We start from the raw sequence: 20458 nt of genomic DNA, 5'->3' as shown, positions 1-20458 counted from the left end.
GGCTGAGGCGGCAGGCCGGTCTTGGGATGGTCAGCGCGACGACGTGCCGGCGTAGGAACGCAGGAAGGCGGCTTCGACGTGCGCCATGTTCTGGATCTCGGAGAGGTCGACGCTCTCGTTGGGGGCGTGGATGAGGCAGCGGGGTTCCTCGACGCCCATGAGGATGATCTCCGCAGCCGGGTAGGTGTCGGCCAGGACGTTGCACAGGGGGATGGAGCCGCCCTGTCCGAGGTAGGCGAGGGGTTTGCCGTAGACCTGCCGCATGGCGGCGTCGAGGGAGCGGTAGGCGGGTCCGTCGGTGGTGGCGCGGAACGGCGCGCCGGAGCTTTCCGGTTCGACCGTGACCTGTGCGCCCCAGGGGACCGCCTCGGTGATCGCCTGGCACGGGTTCCCGCTCGGACCCGGGCGCCGTGGGATCGCGGTCCAGCCGCCGCCGGGCGCATCGTGGGCGGGCGTGTGCCGTCAGGTCCTCGTGCGCTCCGGCCGGGGCTCGCTCGCCGCGGTCCCGCTCGTCTCCTTGGCGCCGGCGCGCTCGCCCAGGCCCGCGACCAGGCCGATCAGCGTGGTCACCGCCGTACAGACCACGATGGTGACCGCCGGGGTGGTGGCTTCGACGAGGCCGGCCGTCAGGAGCGCGGCGGCGCCGTAGCCGAGGCCGCCCGCGGCGTACAGGAGGGAGAAGCCCGTGGCCCAGACGTTCTCCGGGAGGCGGTGCTGGAGTGCCAGGTTCCTGATGATCATGAGGGGGCTGTAGAAGAGGCCGCCGAGCAGGAACGCGGTGAAGAAGCCCCAGAGGCGGCCGGTGACGGCGCACAGCGTCAGGGCCACGGTCATGGCGGGCAGCAGGAAGAGTGTCTGCGTACCGGGGGTGCCGGGCCAGGCGCGGCGGCCGTAGACGAGGCCGGCCGCGATGCTGGCCCCGGCGAACACACCGGTGATGACGCCGGTCAGGGCGAGCTGCTGTCCGGTGCTCTCCAGGCGTGCGGGCAGCGCCACGTCCATCGCGCCGACCAGGAACATGATGGCCGCGGCCAGCAGCACGGTGGGCCAGGCCATCCTGACGACGCTCAGGGTGCCGGCGGGAGTGTCGTCCTGCTCCAGGGCGGCGGGGCCGCGGTGCCGGATGCGCGCCGCCATGAGCAGCGGCGCCGCCGAGGCGACGGCCATCAGGACGAGCGCGACACGCGGCGAGACCTGGGTGGACACCAGAGAGGCGAGCATCGGTCCGGCGGCCCAGATGGCCTGGTTCAGGGCGCTTTCCAGTCCGAGCGCGGTGGCCCGCAGGTGCTCGGGGGTGGTGCTGGACAGCTGCGCGCGCATTCCGCCGGGCACACCCGCGGCGACAGCTCCGGCGGCGAAGGCGAGGGCCACCAGGAGAGGCATCGGGGTGTGGCCGGTGAGGACGGCGAGGGCCGCGAAGGCGAGGGCCTCGGCGAGCAGGGCGACGCGCAGCTGGCCCAGGAAGGGTTTGCGGTCGAACCGGCGTCCCATGAAGGGCGCTCCCACTGCCTCCCCGAGCGCGTGCGCGGCGGCCAGGACACCGCCCGCCGCGAACGAGCCGGTGCTGTGGCCCAGGAACACCAGGGCCAGGGGAGCCATGGCGACGGGGGTCCGGATCAGCCCCATGGCGGCGTACCAGGCGGTGCCGCCCTCGCGGCGCAGGACGTCGCGGTAGGTCGGGGCGGGCGGCGCTGTCGGCAGCGTGTTACCACTCATAGTGTTAACCGGTAACCGCTCGTCGGGGTCGCAAACCTTGTTTACCGACTAAGCTCTACGTATGGGCAATCAGACGGGAACGACTGTGGCCGGGCCACAGGTGGAGGAGATGAGGTCCTTCCTCAACACCTGGGTGATCCCCAACGACACGCGGGAGGAGACGGAGACCCTTCCCGACCTCGCCGGGGACGCGCAGGAATGGGCGCGCGTGCTGCCGCACATCCCCCGCCCGCGCGCCGACGAGCTCGCCGAGCTGCTCGGGCTCCGCGACGACCTGCGCGAGGACGTGTCCGACCGAGGCACCCGGCGGCTGGACGACTGGCTCGCGCGCAGGCCGCAGACCGTGCGCATCGGCGAGGGCGAACTGCGCCTGGAGGGCCCCGCCGCCCCGGTCGACGTCGTCCTGCGCCAGGCGGCTCACCTGGTGCTCGCCGAACGCTGGCGCCGGCTCCGTTCGTGCCCGGACTGCCGCTGGGTGTTCTACGACCAGTCCCGCAACAACACGCGCACCTGGTGCAGCATGTACGCCGGGGAGAGCGGCCGGGCCTGCGGCAGCATCGCCAAGGTCCGCCGGATGCGCGCGGCGCAGAAGGAGCGGGCGGCGGTCACGGAAGCGGGGTGAGGACCCCGGCCGAACCGGTGTCCTCACCCCGTGGGGCCACTCTGATGACGGGCGGTCAGAACGAGGCGGCGGTCTGCCGCAGCAGGCGCTCCGTCTCCTCGGCCGCCTCCGGATCGCGGTCGTAGACGAGATACTCCGCCGTGTGGTTGTAGGGGCTGTCGTCGACGAGGATCACGGCGCCGCTCTCGCCGTCCGGGCTGAGCCGCGGGTCGTGGTCGATGGCCCAGACGAGCTTGGCGAAGTCCCGCACCGGCAGGTCGTTGCGGGTGAGGACGGTGTGGCTGCGCTGGTAGCCGTCACCCAGCAGCCGCCGGGCCGCGGCGTCCACGTGGGTGCAGCCGCCTATCCGGGCGTTCACCTCGCTGAAGAGCACCTCGCCCGCCGGCGTGACGATGGAGTCGCAGTTCAGATAACCCCGGTAGCCGAGCCCGCCGATCGTGCGGGCCATCGCCAGCGACGCGTCGAGCATCCGCTGCTCCGCCTCGGCGGCCAGGGCCACCGGCGGGATGGCGAAGCCGTTCCAGACCGGCTCCATCCGCATGTCGCCGTGGTCGAGCAGAACCGGCTCGTCGGGCGGGCCGGGGAGGAACAGTTCGCTGTAGAGGGTGCGGCTGTGGGGGTGGTACACCTCGACGACGGCTTCACTGGGACGCAGGCCCGTGGGGAAGTCGCGGACCTCCTCGACGACGGGGAAGGACGTGGCGAGCAGTGCCTCGATCTCCTCGGAGGAGGCGTCCGGGTCCACGACGTGCCGGGCGGACGCACCGATGGACGGGACACCGGCGTCGGTGGTGAACAGGACGTTGCCGTAGCCGCTCGCGCTGAAGTCCTGCTTGACGATGACGCTGCCGGTGTGCGGCAGCAGCTCGCGCACGGCGCGCGCGGTGGCCCCCCGGCTGCGGCAGACCTCGCCCCGGGCGACCGGGACGCCCGTGCCGGTGGCCCACGCCCGGAAGAAGGACTTGCTGTTGAAGAAGTCGCTGCCGCCCTGGGCGAAGAACGCGGGCGCGGCCGGGCGCAGGCCGAGCCGGTCGGCGAGTACGGCGACGGTGCGGTCGTACAGGTACGGCGTCAGCGTCCAGTCCGGGTCCACGGTCTGCCGCAGCCGCTCCAGCAGGGGCTCGGCGAGCGCGGTGCGGGCGTCCAGGAAGGTGCCCTCGTCCGGTCCGTCGGGGGTGAGGAACGTCAGGGCCGCGGGGTCCAGACCGAGCAGTGAGACGAGGTAGTCGTGGAAGTCTGGGGTGAGCCGGCGGTGGGCGAGCATCGCGTCGCCGTCCTCCAGCAGCCAGGCCGTGCGGGTGGAGATGGCGTGCTGCTTGTGGGCTTCCTTGGGGCTGAACCCGGTGAGCGGACTGGCGAACATGTACTCGCTCGTCACGTTGCCGAGGACGAGTTGGGACACGGGAGGTCCTTTCGTGCGGTGCTGTGGGGGGCTGTGACGTGGTGGTGCCGGGGGAGTGGGGACCGCCGTGCGGCGGTCCCCAACGGACCTCGTGGTCAGGCGCGTTCGGCGAGCTTCTTCTCGAACGCCTCACGGTTGACGACGGCCCGGCCGTGGACACCGCGGAGGATGACGGCACGGCTGTCGCGTGCTTCCACGGCGAAGGTCAGGACCTTGCCGTCGACCTCGGTCAGCGTGGCGGTGACGGTGATCTCCTCGCCGACGGGCGTCGGGGCCACGTGCGCGGAGTCGTGGTTGAGGCCCACGGTCATCCAGGGCGTGGCGATCTCCTCGCTCAGGACGTCCATGGCGGTGACCTCGCTGAGCCACAGCAGGATCGGCGTGGCGAGGACGTCGACGTCGTTCTCCCAGGCGGTCGCGGAGTCGCGGGGTCCGACGACGTGGTGGCGGGTGGCCGACTTACCGACGAGGGAGTCGAGGGCGGGACGCGGCGGAGCGGTGGTGTCGGACATGACTGCCTTTCGCGTGTGGTGAGGGACTGGGCGCCCCAGCGGGCGGGTGTCCGCTGTGTCGGGCGCAGGAGGGACGGGGACGCCCGGCGTCAGGAGGCCTGCGCGAGGGCGCGCATCTGGTTGAAGACGTTCTTGCGCTGCATCTCCGCGGTGCCGCCGGCGATCAGGGTGCCCAGGGCGTCCTGGAGCGCGTGGGCGGCGGGACCGTCCATGTAGCCGAGGTGGCCGTAGACCCGCAGCGCCGTCTCGGTGCCGAGCCTGAGGGTCTCGCCGGCGTGGTACTTGGCGGTGGAGCACAGCAGCGAGGCCTGCTTGTCGCCGCGCAGCAGGGCGTCCAGGGCGCCGTAGGACACGTAGCGGGTCGCCTCGATGGCGAACTTGGCGTCGGTGATGCGGCCCTGCACGTACTGGTGGTCGGCGATCGGCTGCTTGAAGGCCTGCCGCCGGCGCGCGTACGCGAGCACCTCGTCCAGGTGCGGGTCGAGGTAGGCCGCCGCCAGCACCCCGTACAGCAGGCGGTCGAGGGCGATGGTGTTGTAGATCGCCTCGATGCCCGCGCCGATCTCACCGACCAGGTGCCGCGCCTCCACCCGCACGTTGTCGAAGGCGATGGGCCCGGTCGGGCTGGTCTGGTTGCCGATCATGCGCTCCACGGGCCCCTGGGTGATGCCCTCGTCGTGGAGGTCGACCATGAACAGGGTGATGTCCCGGGCGCCGTGCTCGGGCACGCGGCCCAGGACCAGGGCCATGTCCGCGACGGGCCCGTTGGTGATGTGGTCCTTGTGGCCGTTGAGCCGGTAGACGTCGCCGTCGCGTGCGGCGGACGTCTTGATCCGGGTGACGTCCGAGCCGCCGGTGGTCTCCGTCAATGCGGTGGCGCCGACCTCGCCGGACAGCAGCCGGGGCAGCCAGTAGCCCTTCTGGTCGTCCGTGCCGTAGATGAGCAGGGACCGGATCAGTCCGGCCTGCGCCACCATGGACAGGGAGAACCCGAGGTCGCGGCCGCCTGCCGCGACACCCTCGAAGGCGGCGGTGAAGTCCCACCAGGTGCCGCCGTCGCCGCCCCACCGGCGGTCCACGGCCAGCCGCCATATGCCGGCGTCGCTGATCTCCTGCCAGGACGCGCGGTCCAGGACGCCCTCCGTCCGGCATTCGTCGGCGCGCTTGGCGACGGAGGAGGCGGCCAGGTCGGCGTAACGTGCGCGCAGCGCCGGGTCGGTGAAGTGCTGGAGCATGGTGTTCGTGTTCCTCTCGGATGTGGGGGGTCTGTTCCTCGGGCGCGGGAACCGGTTCAGCGGGCGGCGATTGCCAGTTCGTCGACCTGCGCGGCGGGGGCCGGTGTGAGGTCGGCCAGGCTGCGGTCCAGACGGACCGTCAGCTCCTCCAGGTCGGCCTCGGAGCTGTTCAGCGGGGGCGCCACCATCACCGACTCGGTGAGGGCGTTCACCCCGGACGGGTACAGCAGCAGGCCGTTGTCGCGGGCGGCGGCCACCAGGTCGTGCGCGACGCCGGGCGTACGGCTCGGGTCGGCATGCAGGCCCAGGGCCAGTTGCAGGCCCCGGCCGCGGACGTCGCGCACCACGGCGTGACGGGCGGCGACACCCTCCAGGAGCGTGCGCAGGTAGCGCCCGGAACGTTCCGCGCGGGCGGGGATGTCGTGCTCCTTCAGGTACTCGACGGTCGCCAGTCCGGCCGCGGCGGCGAGCGGCGCGCCGGCCATGGTGTGCCCGAACAGCACGTTGCCCAGCGGCTCGCCGAAGGCGGCGGCGATCTCGTCGCGGACCAGCACGGCGGACAGCGGCGCGTAACCGGCGGTCATGCCCTTGCCGAGCACCATCACGTCGGGGACGATCCCGGCGTGGTCGCAGCCGAACCAGGCGCCGGTCCTGCCCAGCCCGGTCATGACCTCGTCGGCGATCAGCAGGAAGCCGTCACGGTCGGCGAGTTCGCGCAGCCGCCGCAGGACGGCCGGGTCGCACGGCACGGCTCCCGAGGACGCGCCGCCGACCGGCTCGACGATCACGGCCGCCAGGTTCTGCGCCTGCACCTCGTCGATCGCCCGCTCCCACTGCTCGACGTCCGCACGCATCTCGCCGTGCCGGGGACGCACCTTGGCGACGGTGGCCTGGTTCGCCAGCAGGGGTGTGAGGTTGTGCTTGCGCAGCGGGTGCCCGGAGGCGCCGAGGGCACCGGCGGTCATCCCGTGGTAGCTGGGCTCCTCGGTCAACACCGTGCACTTGAAGGGCCGGTAGGCCCGCGCGTGGAAGAGGGTCGTCAGGCGCAGCGCCATCTCGATGGCCTCGGAGCCGGAGTTGCAGTAGAGGGGGTTGCCGAGGCTGCCAGGGGCGAGGTCCGTCAGCATCCCGGAGAGCCGCTCCAGCGGCTCGGAGGTGAACTGGGTGCGGTAGGCGAAGCTGATGGCGTCGAGCTGCTGGTGCATGCGGGAGGTGATCTCGGTGAGTCCGTGCCCGAGGTTGGTGTTGATCGCTCCGGAGCAGCCGTCCAGGTACTCCCGGCCTTCGGTGTCGTAGACGCGCGGGCCGTCACCGTGACTGACCGTGGGAAGCATGTGGGTCTCCTAGCTGTGCGTGGGGGGAGTCGTGCGGCGGGTCACCCGCCTGTGGAGCTGTCTTGCCGGCCGTGGCCGTCGTGTGATGGCTTCGATCCGTGGAGGCCGTCAGTACCAGGTCATGACGGACGCTCCGGCCGTCATGCCGCCGCCGACGGAGGCCATCAGGACGCGCTCGCCGCGCTCCAGCGGTGCGGCGCGGTGGCTCTCGCTCAGGGTCAGCGGGATGGACGCGGCGGCGGTGTTGCCGTAGCGGTCCGCGGTGACGGCGACCTTGCGGGAGTCGATGCCGAGCGCGTCGGCGAGCGTGTGCACCAGCCGCAGGTTGCCCTGGTGGAAGACCGCGCGGTCGATGTCCTCCAGACGCATGCCGGACTGGTCCAGCGCCTGGTGCACGGCCTTGGGCACGTGCTGTACGGCCCAGTCCTTGACGGCTCGTCCGTTCATCCGGAAGTGATGGGCGCCCGGGTCCTGGACGGTGGCGGCCGGCCTGCGGGAGCCGCCGCCCTCGACGCGGACGTGGTCGGTGGTCGTCCCGTCCGCGAGCAGGGAGGTGGCGTGGATGCCGTAACCGTCGGGGACGCGTCCCACCAGGACGGCGCCCGCGCCGTCGCCGAAGAGGCTGACCGTCCTGCGATCCGTCCGGTCCATGATCGTGGAGTAGGTGTCCGCTCCGATCACCAGGACGTTGCGCCAGTCGCGGTGGGCGCACAGCATCGCGTCGGCCACGTCCAGGGCGTACAGGAAGCCGGAGCAGACGGCGTTCAGGTCGAAGGCCGGTACGCCACCGAGGCCGAGCTGCGCCTGCACGAACACGGCCGTCGCGGGCTGGGGTTGGTCGGGCGTCGTGGTCGCCACGATCAGCGCGTCGATCTCGCTCGGCTCGTACGGGGCCTCGTGCGGAGGTGTCAGTAACCGGGTCGCGGCGGCCGCGGCGAGGTCGGACGTGGCCGCGTCCTGCTCCGCGTACCGCCGTTCACGGACCCCGGTACGCTCCTCGATCCACTCCTCGCTGGTCCCCGCCCAGGCGCCGATCCGCTGGTTGTCCACGACACGGGACGGCACGTGCCCGGCGACGCGAAGTATTCCATTCGGCATGGATTCCCCTTTTGAAGCATTAATCCTGCAATGACCAATCAGTGACTGCTGAACCCATCTACCTCAGCCCTACGGTGGTAAACAGTTGCCCTACTGCTTGTGATTGGTATCACTGAGTGATATTCCAGCCACCTAAGGTGATCGCTTATGACCGTTCAATGCACGCAAAACCGGGCAAATCGGCTCTCCGTTACGTTCCTTCGTGGGGCCGAAAAGGGGCATGACGTCGCGGGGTGTGGGCGCGGCCGCGCCATCGTCGGGGCAGGTGAGACGGGGCTCAGGCCGCGAGCGGCGGAAGCCGGCCCCGAGCCTCGCACGCCTGCGTTGCACAGCAGTTGAACGTTCCGCAAGGGGAGTCTTCAGGTCATGGCCGAAGACATTTCACCGCGCGCTGTCCATCCGGGACGCAAGATCCGTTACCGCCGAACCATTACGAGGGCAACGCGGTCGGCGTAGGCATGGAGCCTGTGCGCGACCGGGCACGCTCGGCGCGCGCTCATGTTCGTGACGCATAGTCCATGGGTTCACGCGGTAGAGTCGGCGCCATGGGCATGAGTCTCGACGACCGGGTGAGGTCCGCTGTGGCCGCTTTGCTGTATGCGTCGGGGGAGTCGCAGTCCGACCTTGCCGCCGTTCTGGGGGTCACGCAGGGGCAGGTGAGCCGTCGTCAGTCCGGCGCCGCATCCTGGAGCCTGGCGGACTGCGAGGCGGTGGCCGCGCACTACGGCATCGACGCGCTGGATCTCCTGGCCGGTCCCACCCGCGCCGCCGAGTCGATGCCCGCGCAACGCCGTCGTGCTCGCCGCCGGGCCAGGGCGACCGGGCCCGCAGCCGCACAGGCCGGCGGTGAGCGGTGACCGGCTTCGACGCGATCGACGCGCTGCTCGCCCAGGCGAAGCAGGAGGTCCCCCTGCCGCCCGCCGGGCAACGGCGTGGCCTGCGCGAGGAGTTGAACGTCTCACGTGCCGCGCTCGCCAGGGCCATGGGCGTCAGCCCGTCCACGGTCGCGGGCTGGGAGAGCGGCCGGGAACCGAGTGGTGAGGTACGGGAGAAGTACGCGTACTTCCTGGACGGAGCCCGTGCCCGCGTGACTGCCGCCGCGGGCGAAGCGGATCCCGGCGACGGGACAGCGGAGGACTTCGAGGACGTCGACCAGTGGGAAGCGGGCCCGGGCGACGGCCAGAGGGAGGGGGGCCCGGGCGACGACCAGGACGACGTCGACACCCTGCCGTCCCCTCAGCCGTGCGTGCTGTGCGGACACCCCGCACGTCATCAGGTCGAGGGGTTCCCCCAGCATCTGGATCCCGACGCTTGCGGTTCCGCCCAGCCCGAGCCGACACCCGGGACCCGCCCCGTGGCGGCACCCGAGCCTCTTCCCGCGGCCACACCTGCGTCTCACCGCACGGCGGCAGCCGAGTCTGTTCTCGCGGCCACACCTGAAGCTCACCGCACGGCAGCGCCCGCAACGGACTCCGGGCCCGCGCGAGATGCAGCCGAACTCAGCGCCTCGCGGCGACCGGCGAGCGCCTCACCCCGGAAGGAGACGCACGCAGTCAAGGTCGTCCCCGCCGGACGACGCATGCAGACCGCGGGCGGCACCCCGGACCCGATCCGGACAGCGGTCGCGACCGCCCTAGCCGACCACGCCGGTGACGTCGAGGCGGCGACCGCGGCACTGGTCAAGCGGGCGATCCCCGACGCGATGACCCTGCTGGACCACACGCGCAAAGGCGGCCGCTACGACGTGGTCGCCCACCCGCCGCTGCCCGAGATCCTGCGCAAGCAGAGCGCGCGAGGCGCCGACCACATCTGGGAGGCCCGCCCCAAGTGGGCGAGGGTCGAACTCCCGCCCGGAGTACACGAGGTGACGGCCCTGGACGTCAACGGCGCCTACCTGTCCGCCCTCAAGACCCACCTGCCGATCGGCGCCCTGGAACACTCCACCGGCAACCACCACGACCGCCGCCGCGCCGGCGTGCACCTCATCACCCCGCCCGCCTGGGACCACGACGCCGTCCTGCCCAACCCCATCGGCAACCGCGACGAGCCTGGCCCGCTGTGGGTGACCGAACCGACCCTGCGCCTGCTGCTGCGCCTGTCCGGCCCCAAGTACGGTCTGTGCGAGGCCCCCGAGATCCACGAGTCGTGGACGTCCGGCGCGACGGAAGGGCTGCTGGAGAAGTTCCGCGTCGCACTGAAGGACGCCCGTGACCGGGCCATCGCCGAAGGCGACGACGTGACACTGGAGTACGTGAAGGCCATGTACGCCAAGTTCGTCTCCACGCTGGGTGAGTCGAACTACAACCGGGAGCTGTACCGCACCGACTGGATGCACCTGATCCGCAGTCAGGCCTTCGCCAACCTCTGGTGGAAGGCCCACCGCGCCTACGACGAAGGGCTCATGGTCGTCCGGGCGATGGGCACCGACGAACTCCACGTCATCGGTGACTGGCGGGCGGTGTTCCCGGAGGGCAGGGGAGTCACCGAGGTGAAGGTCAAGGACACGTACACCGTCGACACCGATCCGAAGCAGGCGGCGCGGCCCTCCGTGGGTCGGGCATAGCGCCGATGACGTCCGGGCGCGCTGCCTCTTACGGGACGGTCGTACAGTGCCCGCAAGCCGTAGAGTGATCCACCACCTCTAGGGACCGGAAGGGACCATGCCCGAGCGGAACATCGACTTCGGCAAGTTCGGCGCCCGCGGCATCAAGGGCCACGAAGCCGTCGCAAGGCAACTGGACGCGCTCGCCGGCTACATCGTCACGCCCGTCACCGCCCGGCGCGGCCTGCAGGCCCGCCTGCACTACCTCACCCGCACCGACCACGCCCGCCAGGCGGCCCGCGCGGCCGGACTGACCGTCACCGCCCGCACGCTGCGCGCCTGGCTGGCCGACACCCGCACGCCCTCGCGCAGGAACCTCGAGCGCATCGAGCAGGCCTACCGCACCGTGCGGCGCGAGAACGTCGCCCGCTACCTCACCGCCCGACTCAACCGCGAGGGCCGCGGCACCCGCGTGGAGATCCACCCGGTCAACCAGTCCCAGGTGAACCGGCCCCTCCAGCGCGTGGTGGAACTACGCCACCTGAACATCCGCCGCTGGGACCGCATCGTCGCCGCCTGGCAGGCCGGTGACGCCCAGGCGCTGGACGACGCGTGGGTCGACCAGATCGTCGACCTCGGCTCGCAGTGGGGCCAGTACGAGTACGTGACCAACGTAGGCTTCGCCGCGTGAAGGGATGACGGCTGCCCCAACAGCCGCCGTAGTCATGGGCGTTCGTTGCGACCCTTCCTCCGCTTCCTGAGCAGGCGGTCGTGGGCTTGCTCGGAAGCCGCGGGGAGGGTGGACGGCTTTGGTCAAGAGTCCGATCCCTCACGTCTCCCGTCCGGTAAAGACGGTGGATCGTGGGGCACGACCCGCCTTACGGTGACGTCATGAGCGATCAACCGGAAGCCCCTGTCGCACCCGTCGAGGCATACGAACCCCCGTACTACGTCGCGGTGTTCACTACGGTGCGGACCCATGACCAGAGCGGCTACAGCGAGACCAACGCACGCATGGAAGAGCTGGTGAAGGACGTCCCCGGGTTCCTGGGGATGGACCACGCGCAGACTCCCGGCGGGCTCGGCATCACCGTCGGGTACTTCCGCGACGCCGACGCCCTCACGCAGTGGCGGAGCGACGCCGAGCACCGCGCGGCGCAACAGCGCGGGCGAGCCGAGTGGTACGAGAGCTACACCCTGCACGTGGCGAAGGTCGAACGGAGCCACGGGTTCAAACGAGGGTGAGCCCGGCCGCACGACGGCAGGACGCCGGACCGGCCCCCGTGCCCGCAGCTCTCGGCTGATCGCATCGAGTCCCCGGTGTCGGCCGGCGCAACTTGCTGGGCCGGGCGGTAGCTCACGGCCTGTGGCACGGAGCCTGCTTGAGCAGCCACCGTTGGGCCGCGTCCAGCACCGCGTCCTGACGGCGGGCCACCGGCCGGGGGTCCTTGATGACCTCCTCGTCCGGCGGGATCGGCTCGTCGTAGGTGCGGCCGGTGCGGTCGGCGTCCTTGGCTCCCGTGAGTATGAGTCTGGCGCCGTCCGAGAGACGGTACGCGGCGTTTCCCGTCGGGACGCCCGCGGTCGGCTCGCCGAAGGAGCGGGTGTTCGGGCGGCCCCGGAAGGCCACCGTGACCGCCTCTCCCGCACTGCGCGTCTGCCGGCCGGTGAGCACGGCTACCGGCGGCCTGCTCGTCGAGAGGGGGCGGCCGGCGCTCCAACCGGCCGACTTGCCGTCCTCGTACGGAGCGCCGTTCCTGATCGACCACACGGACCTGTCGCCGTCCGCGTCGACGGACATGCCCACGGTGCCGTCACCGAGGACCGGTCCGGCCACGGCCAGCACGGGCCATATGCCGCCACCGGTCTCGCGCCTGAGGTCCACCACCCAGCCACAGGCTCCCTCGCCGTCGGCTTTCGCGACGGCCTTCCGGCCCTGCCGTACGTACGCGTCGTGCGTTTCCGTGGGACCGTCCACTCCGGGCAGGGAGATGTATCCGATGCCGTTCTCGAGGGAACGGGCCTCCAGATCGTCGAACGTGCTCGTAGGTGTCCCCAGGACCTCGTCGGCCTGCTCGGGGTCCCAGAAGGTGCTGTGATGGTCGCCGAGAGCCGCCAGAGCAGACCTGATCGCCGGGTAGGTGTCCGACGGCTTCTGCGCCGCACCGGCGCGCGTGAAGGCCTTGCTCCGGATGGCGGTCCAGTCGAGCTTGTGCCGGTTGAGGGAGTGCTTCTCCATGATGCCCAGTGCCTTCGACAGATACGTCCGTGCCGTGGGCGCCATGTCGTCGCCGGGCGAATCCTGCGCACCGTTCGTGCATCCCGAGGCTGCGACGACGACAGCCACCATCCAGACCCAGGAAGCCCTGCGCAGTGAACGTCCCCGGCCCATCCGCCCCCCAGCTCCCGTTGCAGAGGCCACTCTCACGTTTGTGGCGTCGGCGTACTCGCTGCACATCGGGCTATCGCCCGGGCGGTCGGCAGGAGATGATGCAGGTGGACGAGGTGCCACTGGACGGCTCCTTCAGACGAACGGGGAAGTCGTGATCTTCATTGTCTGCGCTGTGGCCGTACTCGTGGCCGCCGCTGCCGCGTGCTTGGTCGTACTGCGCCGCAGGGGCGGGTCGGGGGAGCGGGGAGCGCAGCAGGGCGCCGCGGCGGAGCAGGGACTCGCTCAGGGCGTGGCGGCGGCGAACGCCGCGCGGCAGAACTCGGGGCCGTTCTGACCGGGCCCGCTCATGGTGACGGGTGAGCCAGAACGGCGGGCTGGGAAAATGGCGTTGCGCTGTCTCTGACCGGCGGGGAGGCTGGCTCACCGGAGGTGCCCGAGATGAGCAGCGTCGTGTTGCGGCTGTCGGTCCGTGACTTGGTGGAGGCGGACCTGGCCTCGTGCGGGTGGGCCGGCTCCGAGCACCACTTGGCCCGCGTCGCCGAGCAGTTGGAACGTGCCCGGCTCGGCGAGGTCGACTACCTCGCGGTCTGCCCGAAGACAGACCTCCCTGTGGCGAAGGGCGGCATCGACTACCAGGTCAAGGACGGCGTCGGCACGCTGTGGCAACTCGCGGTCCACCCCGCACTGCAGTCGTGCGGGATCGGCACGCTTCTCATCGAAGCCGCGGAACTGCGGATCAGGAGCCGGGGTTTGCGGCAGGCGGAGCTCGCGGTGGAGGAGAGCAATCCCCGCGCACGTGCGCTCTACGAACGCCTGGGATATGTCGCGTACGACCGCCGGCCCGACTCGTGGGACCAGCAGGGCCCCGATGGCTCGCTGCGCCGCTACGAGACGATCTGCACGGTGATGCGGAAGGAACTCGCGTAGGGGCGGTCACCATCAGGGACCGCCGGCTGACACGTCGTTGTCCTCCGATGTCGGCGTGGTGCCGGGCTCAAAGTGTGCCTTCTGCCACACGGCCTTGAACCGGGGCCGGGCCGAAGGGGCCTGCTGTCGCCTTGACCCGCTGCATGACGGTCAGCTGGTAGGCGAAGTACACGGCGGCTGCTGCGGCTCCGAGGTGCAGCACGTCGGACACCATGTCCTGGGTCACCCCCGACCGGGCCTCGGCGAGTGTCGTGGAGTGCTTGTACTTGTAGGCGGCGAGACGACCGAACAAGCCGCTGGCCAAGAACAGCGTCCACCACAGGTGCACCGGCCACAGACGAGACTGGTACGGCTCGCCGTCGCGTGGCAGCGGCGTGGCAGCGGTCCACGTGTCGGCTGCCACCCGGTGCGGCATCCAGAGGTTGGCCAGTGGGATGCACCAGGCCCAGACGGCCCAGCTCGGTCCGTTGCGAAAACGGTCCGGGCCCAGAGGCTCCGTCCTGCGGCGCATGTGGAGGAACCAGACGACGAAGACGATCGCGCACGGCAGGTACGCGATGACCTGGTACCGGGCGGCCGCGTCGTACAGCGAGACAGCCGAGTCGAAGCTGCCGGTCGCGGCCGCGGCGAACCCGCCGTCCGTCCCGATCGCCGCCCTGAGCCGGAAGCACGCCACGAGACTCAGGACGTCACAGGCGGCGGCCAGGACGAGGCCGGTCACCATGGCGGCCAGGAGGCCGAACGAGGCCATCGGGGCCCAACTCGGCGATGCCGGGTCAGGACGCGGTTGACTGAATGCGGACATGACGGTGTGGCCCCCCACGGACGTGATACGCGAATGGTCGCGGCAAGATCACACGGCTGACGCACGATACGCCGCCCTCGACTCCGCCGTCCATACGAATCCGCTGCTCAGTGGGCAGGTGAGTGAGCGGGGGTCCCGCCACGGCGCATCCCGGCCCGGAGGTTCGCGTTCCTGTGGCCACCGGCGCTGCTCGACCACCGGGGTCCCGTTGTCCCTCGTCACGGCAGGCCTGGTCATCGGCACCGTCATGAGCTACCTGATGGCCCTGTGCTGTTTACCGTCCACCGCACGGACTAGCGACCGGTACCGAAAAGGGGGTCGAGTGGATCGCCGTCATTCCCGACGACGAGACAGGCTGCGGCCACCGGACCCCGGGACAGCGTGGCGAGTCGGGCCAATGCCCTCGCCTCGGAGGGCAATTCGGCCGGGTCGATACCCAGCGCCCGAGCCGCGCTGTCACGTCGACGGTCGAGGTCGGGCAGATCCCTCCGATACTCGTCGGCGACGGCCAGGACCTCTTCAGCCGTCCGGCCGGGAGCGCTCTGCCGCCACGGAGCCACCAGACATGGACGGACCAACTCCGCCAGCCCGACCGCGACCAGGCCGGCCTCGCCGTCGAGGCTCACGTACACCACTGGCCGCTCCTCACCGCCCTCGCCGACGAAGCAGAAGGCGTCCCCCGAGCCCGCACGCGCGAACTGCTCCAGTCGAGAGTCGAGCACCCGAGGCCAGCCGGACTCCGTCCTCCAGGGCCCACGCGGCGGAGTCCGTCACGTCAAGATCCGCGACCCCGGCGAAGAACTCGACAAGCTCCTTCTCGGCTGTCATGAGGGGAAGCAATGCACCAGGCCCGGCTGGTGCGTTCAGTCCGTTCACTCGGCCACCGTAGCGGGCCCGGCGGCGGCTGAAGCGAGCGCGGATATGGCTCGACGGTGACTGCCGGCGGTGTGAGGAGCCGGTCGGTCCCGTGCACGTTCTTCAGGCGGCGTAGGTGTGGCTGTCGGTGATGGGGGAGCGGCCCAGCCGCGACGCCCGCCGACGATGTGGAGCGGGGCAACCTCCGCTGTCGGCCTGGCCGTTCAGGATCACACGATCTTGAGGGTGGTGCCGGCTTCCTCCAGTGCGGCGGCCTCGTCGGAGGGCGCTGTGGTGTCGGTGACGAGGGTGTGCACCAGGGTCGAGGAGCCGACGTGCGCGTGGGCGATGCGGCCGAGTTTGCTGCCGTCGGCGGCGGCGATGACGCGGCGGGACGAGGTGATGGCCGCCTTCTTCACGGCGGCCTCGTCGAGGTCGTACGCGGTCATGCCGTCCCTGGCACTCAGGCCGCAGCAGCCGAGGACGGCGGTGTCGAAGCGCAGCGCCGAGAGGGAGGCGAGGGTGAGGGGGCCGGTGAGGGTTCCCTCGCCGGGGCGGGGCCGGCCGCCGGGTACCAGGAGCGAGGTCGGTTCGGGGGCGTCACTCAGCAGGTGGATGGCCTGCAGTGACAGCGGCATCACGGTGACCTGCCGCCCGTGCAGCAGGCGGGCGACTTCGAGGCAGGTCGTGCCGCTGTCGAGGAGGACGGTCTCGCCGTCGGTGATCAGTGACGCCACCTCTGCCGCGATCCGGCGCTTGGCGTCGACGGCCTCGTGAGCGCGCAGCGCGAAGGGGGGCTCGTCGCCTCGGAGAAGGAGGGCGCGGGCGCCACCGCGGAACCGTTCGAGCACGCCTTGGGCCGCCAGCTGGTCGAGATCTCGCCGGATGGTCATCTCCGAAGCACGCGTCAGGGCGGCCAGCTCGGTGACCGTGGCCGTGCCCGCCTCCTGGACGGCCTGGGTGATCAGTCGGTGACGCTGCACGGTACTCATACCGAGATTCAACACCACTAGAAACGAACAATTGCAATGTTTGAAGTGGTCGCTTACAAACAACATCGACGTTCGTTATGGTGGGTGCATGGAACGAGCGCTACGCGCATCCCGCGTTGTGACATTTGTTTACTTCGTACTCAACGGCATGTTGCTGGGCATGTGGGTGGTGCAGATCCCGGCCGTCGAAGAGCGCGTGGGCATCAGCCACGCGGCTCTCGGCGGGTTCCTGGTGCTGCTGGGGGCCGGGGCGTTCGCCGGCATGCAGGTCGGCGGGCGCCTGTCCGACCGGCTCGGCGCGCGCGCCGTCGTCCCCCTGGCCGGAGTGCTGTGCAGCGCGACCCTGGTGCTGCCGGCACTCGCGCACCAGCCATGGACCCTCGGGGCCGCCCTGCTGGTCTTCGGATTCGGGAACGGCACACTCGACGTCAGCATGAACGCGCACGCCGTACAGGTGGAGAAGGCGTACGAGCGGCCGGTCATGTCGGCCTTCCACGCCACGTTCTCCGTCGGCGGCGTCCTGGCCGCGCTCGCCGGCGCCGCTGCCGTCGGGATCGGCTGGGGCCCGGCCGCGACACTGGGCACCGCCGCAGGCATCGGCGTCATCACCGCGTTGGCATCGGCCCGCGCGCTTCTGCCCGCTGGCTCGACCGACCCCGCCGACGACGCCGAAGGTCGGCCCGTGGGGGAGAAGCGCGCCGTCGCCTCCCGGATCTGGCTGCTGGCCGTCCTGGCCCTGCTGGTCATGCTGTGCGAGGGAGCCGCCAACGACTGGAGCGTCCTGCACCTCAAGACCGTCCTGGACGCACCGGAGAGCACCGCGGCCTTCGCCTATGGGACCTACGCGGCCGCCATGACCGCGGGCAGGCTCCTGGCGGACCGGACGGCCGCGCGCTTCGGGCCGGTCGCAGTCCTGCGCTACGGCGCGGCTCTGGCCGCCGTCGGCATCACCGCAGTGGCCCTTTCGCCCTGGATCTGGGCCGCGCTGACCGGCTGGGCGCTGTTCGGACTCGGCCTGTCCGGCTGTATCCCGCAACTGTTCAGCGCCGCGGGCCACGCCGACCCCGCGGCCGCGGGCACCAACGTCTCCCGGGTCGCGGGCCTCGGCTACATCGGCATGCTCGCGGGCCCCGCCGTCATCGGCTGGTTGACCCATGTCACGGCCCTCAACCACACCTTCCTGCTGCTCACGCTGTTCTGCGCGACCGCCGCTGCGGCGGCCGGCATCCTGCGCCCCTCCCCGGACCGGTCGCGTACGGTCGAGCTGACCTCCTGAATGCGGCCGCCCGCACACGAAGAGGTCCGAGCACGGCCTCGGTGAAACCGGGTCGGAAATCCGCCGTCCGCTCGGTGTGCCGCCGCGCCCCCTACGTGGCCGGGCGCTTGATGACGATCATGGCGGCGTCGTCGTCCAGGTGTCCGCCCACGTGACGCAGCAGGTCGCGTCGGAAGCGGCCCAGGAAGGCGTCGGGATCGCTCTCGGTCCAGCCGGTGAGGCGCTCGGCGAGCGGGTAGAAGGTACCGACGGAGTCGCGGGCCTCGGTGACGCCATCCGTGTACAGCAGCAACAGGTCCCCCGGGACGAACGGGAAGCTCTCCACGTGGTAGCCCGGGTTCGTCAGTTCGCCCAGCCCCAGCGGAGGAGCGGGATGACTGGCGTTCATCGTCATCGGCCGGCCCTGGCGGAGGACGATGGGCGGAGGGTGTCCGCACGACACCATCTGGACGTGCCCGTCCTGGTCGGGGATGTCGAGGACGGTGGCGGTGATGAACGTTTCCCCGTAGGTGCCCGCCTCGCCCGGCTCCATCAGCTCCCAGCACACGCTTCGGTCGAGATAGGCCACCAGCTCGCCCAGGCTCGCCTCGCGGTGCGCTGCGACGCGGAACGCCCCGAGCAGCAGTGCGGCGTCACTGACCGCCGTCATCCCCTTGCCCCGCACGTCACCGACGATCAGCCGGGTGCCGGACGTGGTGCGCGCCGCCGCGTAGAGGTCACCGCCGATCCGGGCCTCGGCCTCCGCCGCGAGGTAGAGCGAGGCGGCGCGCAGCGGACCGATCCGGCCGGGCAGCGGAGGCAGGACCACACGCTGGGCGGTCTCGGACACGTACCGGACCTGTGTCAGCTCTGCCGCGCGACGCTCACGCACCACGCAGAAGAGGACGAGGCTCACCCCCACCAGCACCAAGGCCATGACCTGCGCCTGGTGATTGGCGGAGAGCAACTCGTCGGGATCGCGCAGCACCCCGATGATCGTCTGCGCGATCACCGCCAGCGCTGCCACCAGCCCCACCGTCCGGGGCCCGCCGAAAGAAGGCGTGATCGCCGGGGCGGCGACGAGCAGGGGACCCAGGTGGATGTCGGGCGGCGCGAGAACGTCGATCACGGACACCACGACGATCCACGCGATCGGGATGGCGACCAGCGCCCGCCCCGACCACATCGGCCGACGAAACCCGTCGAAACCTGGCGACATGACTCCTCTTTACACCTACCAGCGCGTGATCCGCTCGCTCAGGCGGAGACCGGCATGCGATGCGCCGACGGTGGTGTTACGCCGTACCCGGGTCGAGGAGGCCGCCACCCGGACAGCGGCGGCTCACGCCGCATCGAACAGGTCCGTACGCCACCCCCGTACGGCCAAGACGCGCGCCCGCAGGTCCGGCGCTCTACGGTGAGGGAGTGCGGGGAAGCGCTCGGACCTGGCGGCATCGGAACGAGCGACTCTCCCTCGCGCGTCCCAGGCACATGGCCAAGTGGCCACAAGGTGGCCGACCCGGCGCGACACTCGGCCACCCGGATCTGAGGCCCTGCAGTCGGTCTCAGGGCTCGTCATGGAGGTTCGGCATGCCCCGTCCTGTGTGGTCCGGTGCGATCTCGTTCGGGCTGGTCACCATTCCCGTCAAGGTGATCAGCGTGGCCGAGAACCATTCGATCTCGTTCCGCCAGATCCACCTGGAGGACCTGTCCCGGGTGCGCTACCGCAAGGTCTGCGAGCTGGACGGACAGGTGCTGACCGAGGACGAGATCGGCAAGGGCTACGAACTCACCAAGGACACGATCGTCCCCGTCGCGGACGAGGAACTGCGGGAGATGCCGCTGCCCACCGCGAAGGCGATCGACGTGGTGGCCTTCGTCCCCGCGGAACGTATCGACGCCGTGCGGCTGGGGGACAGCTACTACCTCCAGTACGACGGCCAGGTCGCCGCCAAACCGTACAAGCTGTTGAGCAAGGCCCTGGAGCGGACGGACAAGGTCGCGATCATCAAGATGGCGTGGCACGGCCGCGAGCGGCTCGGGCAGTTGCGCGTGGTGGGCGACGGGGTGATCGCCCTGCAGACGATGTACTGGCCGGACGAGGTCCGCTCGCCGCAGGAACTGGCACCGAAGCCGGTGGAGATCTCCGAGCGGGAGCTGCGCGAGGCGGTGGCGCTGATGGATGTCATCGGTGAGCGGGACATCAGTGAGTTCCATGACGAGTACCGCGAGGCGCTGGAGCAGGTCATCGAGGCGAAGGTGGAGGGCAAGGCGCCTCCGCAGCTGCCCGAGGAGAAGGAGCCCGCCGGCAAGGTCATGGACCTGATGGCGGCACTGCAGGCCTCCGTCAGCAAAGCCAAGGAAGCCCGGGGCGAGGGCGAGGACGCCACCGTGCACGAGATGCCCGCGAAGAAGACCGCGGCCAAGAAGACGACGAAGGTGCCCGCCAAGAAGACGGCCGCGAAGAAGACAGCGGCGAAGAAGTCCCGCCGCAGCGCGTGAGCTGGGTGTGGGGCCGGGCTCGGGGTTCCGGCCCCACGACCTCAGGTTAGACGCGGTGCTCCGGCGGGGCGCGTCGCAGTGCGCAGTTGGCCCACACCGGGCCGCGGCAGCCGGGTTATGGCAGCCGGGTCGTGGCCGCGTACCCCAGCCGTGAGCTGAGCCCGGCGTCGTACGGCAGGCCAGGCACAGCTCCGGCGGTGGGCGGGCGCAGGGTGTCCCGACGCCTGCGGTTTCACAGTGTGCGGGACCGACGTCCTGTATGGGCCGGC

21 protein-coding genes are annotated in these 20458 nt (G+C 70.8%); 9 read left to right on the top strand and 12 right to left on the bottom strand.

What is annotated here, in order from left to right; genetic code table 11:
* Positions 1-30: 30 nt before the first annotated feature.
* Both ACZ4VA_RS05005 and ACZ4VA_RS05000 read right to left on the bottom strand, forming a co-directional pair.
* Positions 31-375 carry a M20/M25/M40 family metallo-hydrolase gene (locus ACZ4VA_RS05005; protein WP_468080312.1) on the bottom strand — a complete coding sequence of 115 codons (345 nt, stop codon included), beginning with the start codon at positions 373-375 and terminating at the stop codon, positions 31-33.
* Positions 376-462: 87 nt separating this feature from the next.
* The gene (locus tag ACZ4VA_RS05000) at positions 463-1716 is read right to left on the bottom strand and encodes an MFS transporter (RefSeq protein ID WP_468079820.1); all 1254 of its coding nucleotides are present in this window, start codon (positions 1714-1716) and stop codon (positions 463-465) included.
* A 61-nt stretch (positions 1717-1777) separates the two neighbouring features.
* Between ACZ4VA_RS05000 and ACZ4VA_RS04995 the strand changes: the two genes are divergently transcribed.
* The gene (locus ACZ4VA_RS04995) at positions 1778-2338 is read left to right on the top strand and encodes a CGNR zinc finger domain-containing protein (protein ID WP_389389741.1); all 561 of its coding nucleotides are present in this window, start codon (positions 1778-1780) and stop codon (positions 2336-2338) included.
* A gap of 55 nt (positions 2339-2393) precedes the next feature.
* Here the strand turns inward: ACZ4VA_RS04995 and ACZ4VA_RS04990 are convergent, their stop codons facing one another.
* The 5 genes from ACZ4VA_RS04990 to ACZ4VA_RS04970 all read right to left on the bottom strand — a co-directional run bounded on the left by ACZ4VA_RS04990 (position 2394) and on the right by ACZ4VA_RS04970 (position 7919).
* Positions 2394-3740: a preATP grasp domain-containing protein gene (locus ACZ4VA_RS04990; protein ID WP_468079818.1), complete on the bottom strand. Its 1347-nt coding sequence runs from the start codon at positions 3738-3740 to the stop codon at positions 2394-2396.
* A 95-nt stretch (positions 3741-3835) separates the two neighbouring features.
* Entirely contained in the window at positions 3836-4252 is a 417-nt protein-coding gene (locus tag ACZ4VA_RS04985) for a thioesterase family protein (protein WP_468079816.1), read from the bottom strand.
* Positions 4253-4341: 89 nt separating this feature from the next.
* Complete coding sequence (locus tag ACZ4VA_RS04980) at positions 4342-5487, bottom strand: acyl-CoA dehydrogenase family protein (RefSeq protein ID WP_468079814.1); 1146 nt, start codon at positions 5485-5487, stop codon at positions 4342-4344.
* 56 nt (positions 5488-5543) lie between these two features.
* Positions 5544-6821, bottom strand: coding sequence for an aminotransferase class III-fold pyridoxal phosphate-dependent enzyme (locus tag ACZ4VA_RS04975; RefSeq protein WP_468079812.1), 1278 nt, complete (start codon positions 6819-6821; stop codon positions 5544-5546).
* A gap of 108 nt (positions 6822-6929) precedes the next feature.
* Entirely contained in the window at positions 6930-7919 is a 990-nt protein-coding gene (locus tag ACZ4VA_RS04970) for a 3-oxoacyl-ACP synthase III family protein (RefSeq protein WP_389389736.1), read from the bottom strand.
* Positions 7920-8464: 545 nt separating this feature from the next.
* Between ACZ4VA_RS04970 and ACZ4VA_RS04965 the strand changes: the two genes are divergently transcribed.
* From ACZ4VA_RS04965 to ACZ4VA_RS04950, 4 genes are all read left to right on the top strand, one after another.
* Positions 8465-8776 (top strand): helix-turn-helix domain-containing protein, encoded by a 312-nt coding sequence (locus ACZ4VA_RS04965; protein WP_468079809.1) that lies wholly within the window; start codon positions 8465-8467, stop codon positions 8774-8776.
* The gene (locus ACZ4VA_RS04960) at positions 8773-10482 is read left to right on the top strand and encodes a helix-turn-helix domain-containing protein (protein ID WP_468079807.1); all 1710 of its coding nucleotides are present in this window, start codon (positions 8773-8775) and stop codon (positions 10480-10482) included. Before ACZ4VA_RS04965 ends, ACZ4VA_RS04960 begins: the two co-directional genes overlap by 4 nt.
* Before the next feature lie 97 nt (positions 10483-10579).
* The gene (locus ACZ4VA_RS04955; protein WP_468079805.1) at positions 10580-11152 is read left to right on the top strand and encodes a transcriptional regulator; all 573 of its coding nucleotides are present in this window, start codon (positions 10580-10582) and stop codon (positions 11150-11152) included.
* Between the two features lie 200 nt (positions 11153-11352).
* On the top strand, positions 11353-11706 hold the full coding sequence (locus ACZ4VA_RS04950) for an antibiotic biosynthesis monooxygenase family protein (protein ID WP_356173622.1): 354 nt from the start codon (positions 11353-11355) through the stop codon (positions 11704-11706).
* Positions 11707-11818: 112 nt separating this feature from the next.
* On the opposite strand, the gene ACZ4VA_RS04945 is transcribed toward ACZ4VA_RS04950, so the two are convergent.
* Entirely contained in the window at positions 11819-12745 is a 927-nt protein-coding gene (locus ACZ4VA_RS04945) for a S41 family peptidase (protein WP_468079803.1), read from the bottom strand.
* A gap of 280 nt (positions 12746-13025) precedes the next feature.
* Between ACZ4VA_RS04945 and ACZ4VA_RS04940 the strand changes: the two genes are divergently transcribed.
* On the top strand, positions 13026-13187 hold the full coding sequence (locus ACZ4VA_RS04940) for a hypothetical protein (protein WP_356173627.1): 162 nt from the start codon (positions 13026-13028) through the stop codon (positions 13185-13187).
* Between the two features lie 104 nt (positions 13188-13291).
* Positions 13292-13780: a GNAT family N-acetyltransferase gene (locus ACZ4VA_RS04935; protein WP_389389732.1), complete on the top strand. Its 489-nt coding sequence runs from the start codon at positions 13292-13294 to the stop codon at positions 13778-13780.
* 67 nt (positions 13781-13847) lie between these two features.
* On the opposite strand, the gene ACZ4VA_RS04930 is transcribed toward ACZ4VA_RS04935, so the two are convergent.
* The 3 genes from ACZ4VA_RS04930 to ACZ4VA_RS04920 form a co-directional block, all read right to left on the bottom strand.
* Positions 13848-14531, bottom strand: a complete 684-nt coding sequence (locus tag ACZ4VA_RS04930; protein ID WP_389389731.1) for a DUF4328 domain-containing protein — start codon at positions 14529-14531, stop codon at positions 13848-13850.
* Positions 14532-14878: 347 nt separating this feature from the next.
* Entirely contained in the window at positions 14879-15220 is a 342-nt protein-coding gene (locus tag ACZ4VA_RS04925) for a hypothetical protein (protein WP_468079800.1), read from the bottom strand.
* A 450-nt stretch (positions 15221-15670) separates the two neighbouring features.
* The gene (locus ACZ4VA_RS04920) at positions 15671-16432 is read right to left on the bottom strand and encodes a DeoR/GlpR family DNA-binding transcription regulator (RefSeq protein WP_356173635.1); all 762 of its coding nucleotides are present in this window, start codon (positions 16430-16432) and stop codon (positions 15671-15673) included.
* Positions 16433-16580: 148 nt separating this feature from the next.
* On the opposite strand from ACZ4VA_RS04920, the gene ACZ4VA_RS04915 reads away from it, so the two are divergent.
* Entirely contained in the window at positions 16581-17708 is a 1128-nt protein-coding gene (locus ACZ4VA_RS04915; RefSeq protein ID WP_468079797.1) for an MFS transporter, read from the top strand.
* 91 nt (positions 17709-17799) lie between these two features.
* Here the strand turns inward: ACZ4VA_RS04915 and ACZ4VA_RS04910 are convergent, their stop codons facing one another.
* Positions 17800-18906 (bottom strand): PP2C family protein-serine/threonine phosphatase, encoded by a 1107-nt coding sequence (locus ACZ4VA_RS04910; RefSeq protein WP_356173640.1) that lies wholly within the window; start codon positions 18904-18906, stop codon positions 17800-17802.
* A gap of 371 nt (positions 18907-19277) precedes the next feature.
* Between ACZ4VA_RS04910 and ku the strand changes: the two genes are divergently transcribed.
* Positions 19278-20189, top strand: coding sequence for a non-homologous end joining protein Ku (ku, locus tag ACZ4VA_RS04905; protein ID WP_468079795.1), 912 nt, complete (start codon positions 19278-19280; stop codon positions 20187-20189).
* Positions 20190-20458: the final 269 nt, after the last annotated feature.

It is taken from the genome of Streptomyces sp. NPDC028308 (genome assembly GCF_055565855.1).
This window is presented reverse-complemented; position numbering and strand designations above follow the sequence as displayed.

Coding starts and splice junctions, on each gene's coding strand:
- ACZ4VA_RS05000 (WP_468079820.1), bottom strand. CDS start 1,716: ATGAGTGGTAACACGCTGCCGACAGCGCCGCCCGCCCCGACCTACCGC.
- ACZ4VA_RS04995 (WP_389389741.1), top strand. CDS start 1,778: ATGGGCAATCAGACGGGAACGACTGTGGCCGGGCCACAGGTGGAGGAG.
- ACZ4VA_RS04985 (WP_468079816.1), bottom strand. CDS start 4,252: ATGTCCGACACCACCGCTCCGCCGCGTCCCGCCCTCGACTCCCTCGTC.
- ACZ4VA_RS04980 (WP_468079814.1), bottom strand. CDS start 5,487: ATGCTCCAGCACTTCACCGACCCGGCGCTGCGCGCACGTTACGCCGAC.
- ACZ4VA_RS04975 (WP_468079812.1), bottom strand. CDS start 6,821: ATGCTTCCCACGGTCAGTCACGGTGACGGCCCGCGCGTCTACGACACC.
- ACZ4VA_RS04970 (WP_389389736.1), bottom strand. CDS start 7,919: ATGCCGAATGGAATACTTCGCGTCGCCGGGCACGTGCCGTCCCGTGTC.
- ACZ4VA_RS04965 (WP_468079809.1), top strand. CDS start 8,465: ATGGGCATGAGTCTCGACGACCGGGTGAGGTCCGCTGTGGCCGCTTTG.
- ACZ4VA_RS04955 (WP_468079805.1), top strand. CDS start 10,580: ATGCCCGAGCGGAACATCGACTTCGGCAAGTTCGGCGCCCGCGGCATC.
- ACZ4VA_RS04950 (WP_356173622.1), top strand. CDS start 11,353: ATGAGCGATCAACCGGAAGCCCCTGTCGCACCCGTCGAGGCATACGAA.
- ACZ4VA_RS04945 (WP_468079803.1), bottom strand. CDS start 12,745: ATGGCGCCCACGGCACGGACGTATCTGTCGAAGGCACTGGGCATCATG.
- ACZ4VA_RS04935 (WP_389389732.1), top strand. CDS start 13,292: ATGAGCAGCGTCGTGTTGCGGCTGTCGGTCCGTGACTTGGTGGAGGCG.
- ACZ4VA_RS04930 (WP_389389731.1), bottom strand. CDS start 14,531: ATGGCCTCGTTCGGCCTCCTGGCCGCCATGGTGACCGGCCTCGTCCTG.
- ACZ4VA_RS04920 (WP_356173635.1), bottom strand. CDS start 16,432: ATGAGTACCGTGCAGCGTCACCGACTGATCACCCAGGCCGTCCAGGAG.
- ACZ4VA_RS04915 (WP_468079797.1), top strand. CDS start 16,581: ATGTTGCTGGGCATGTGGGTGGTGCAGATCCCGGCCGTCGAAGAGCGC.
- ACZ4VA_RS04910 (WP_356173640.1), bottom strand. CDS start 18,906: ATGTCGCCAGGTTTCGACGGGTTTCGTCGGCCGATGTGGTCGGGGCGG.
- ku (WP_468079795.1), top strand. CDS start 19,278: ATGCCCCGTCCTGTGTGGTCCGGTGCGATCTCGTTCGGGCTGGTCACC.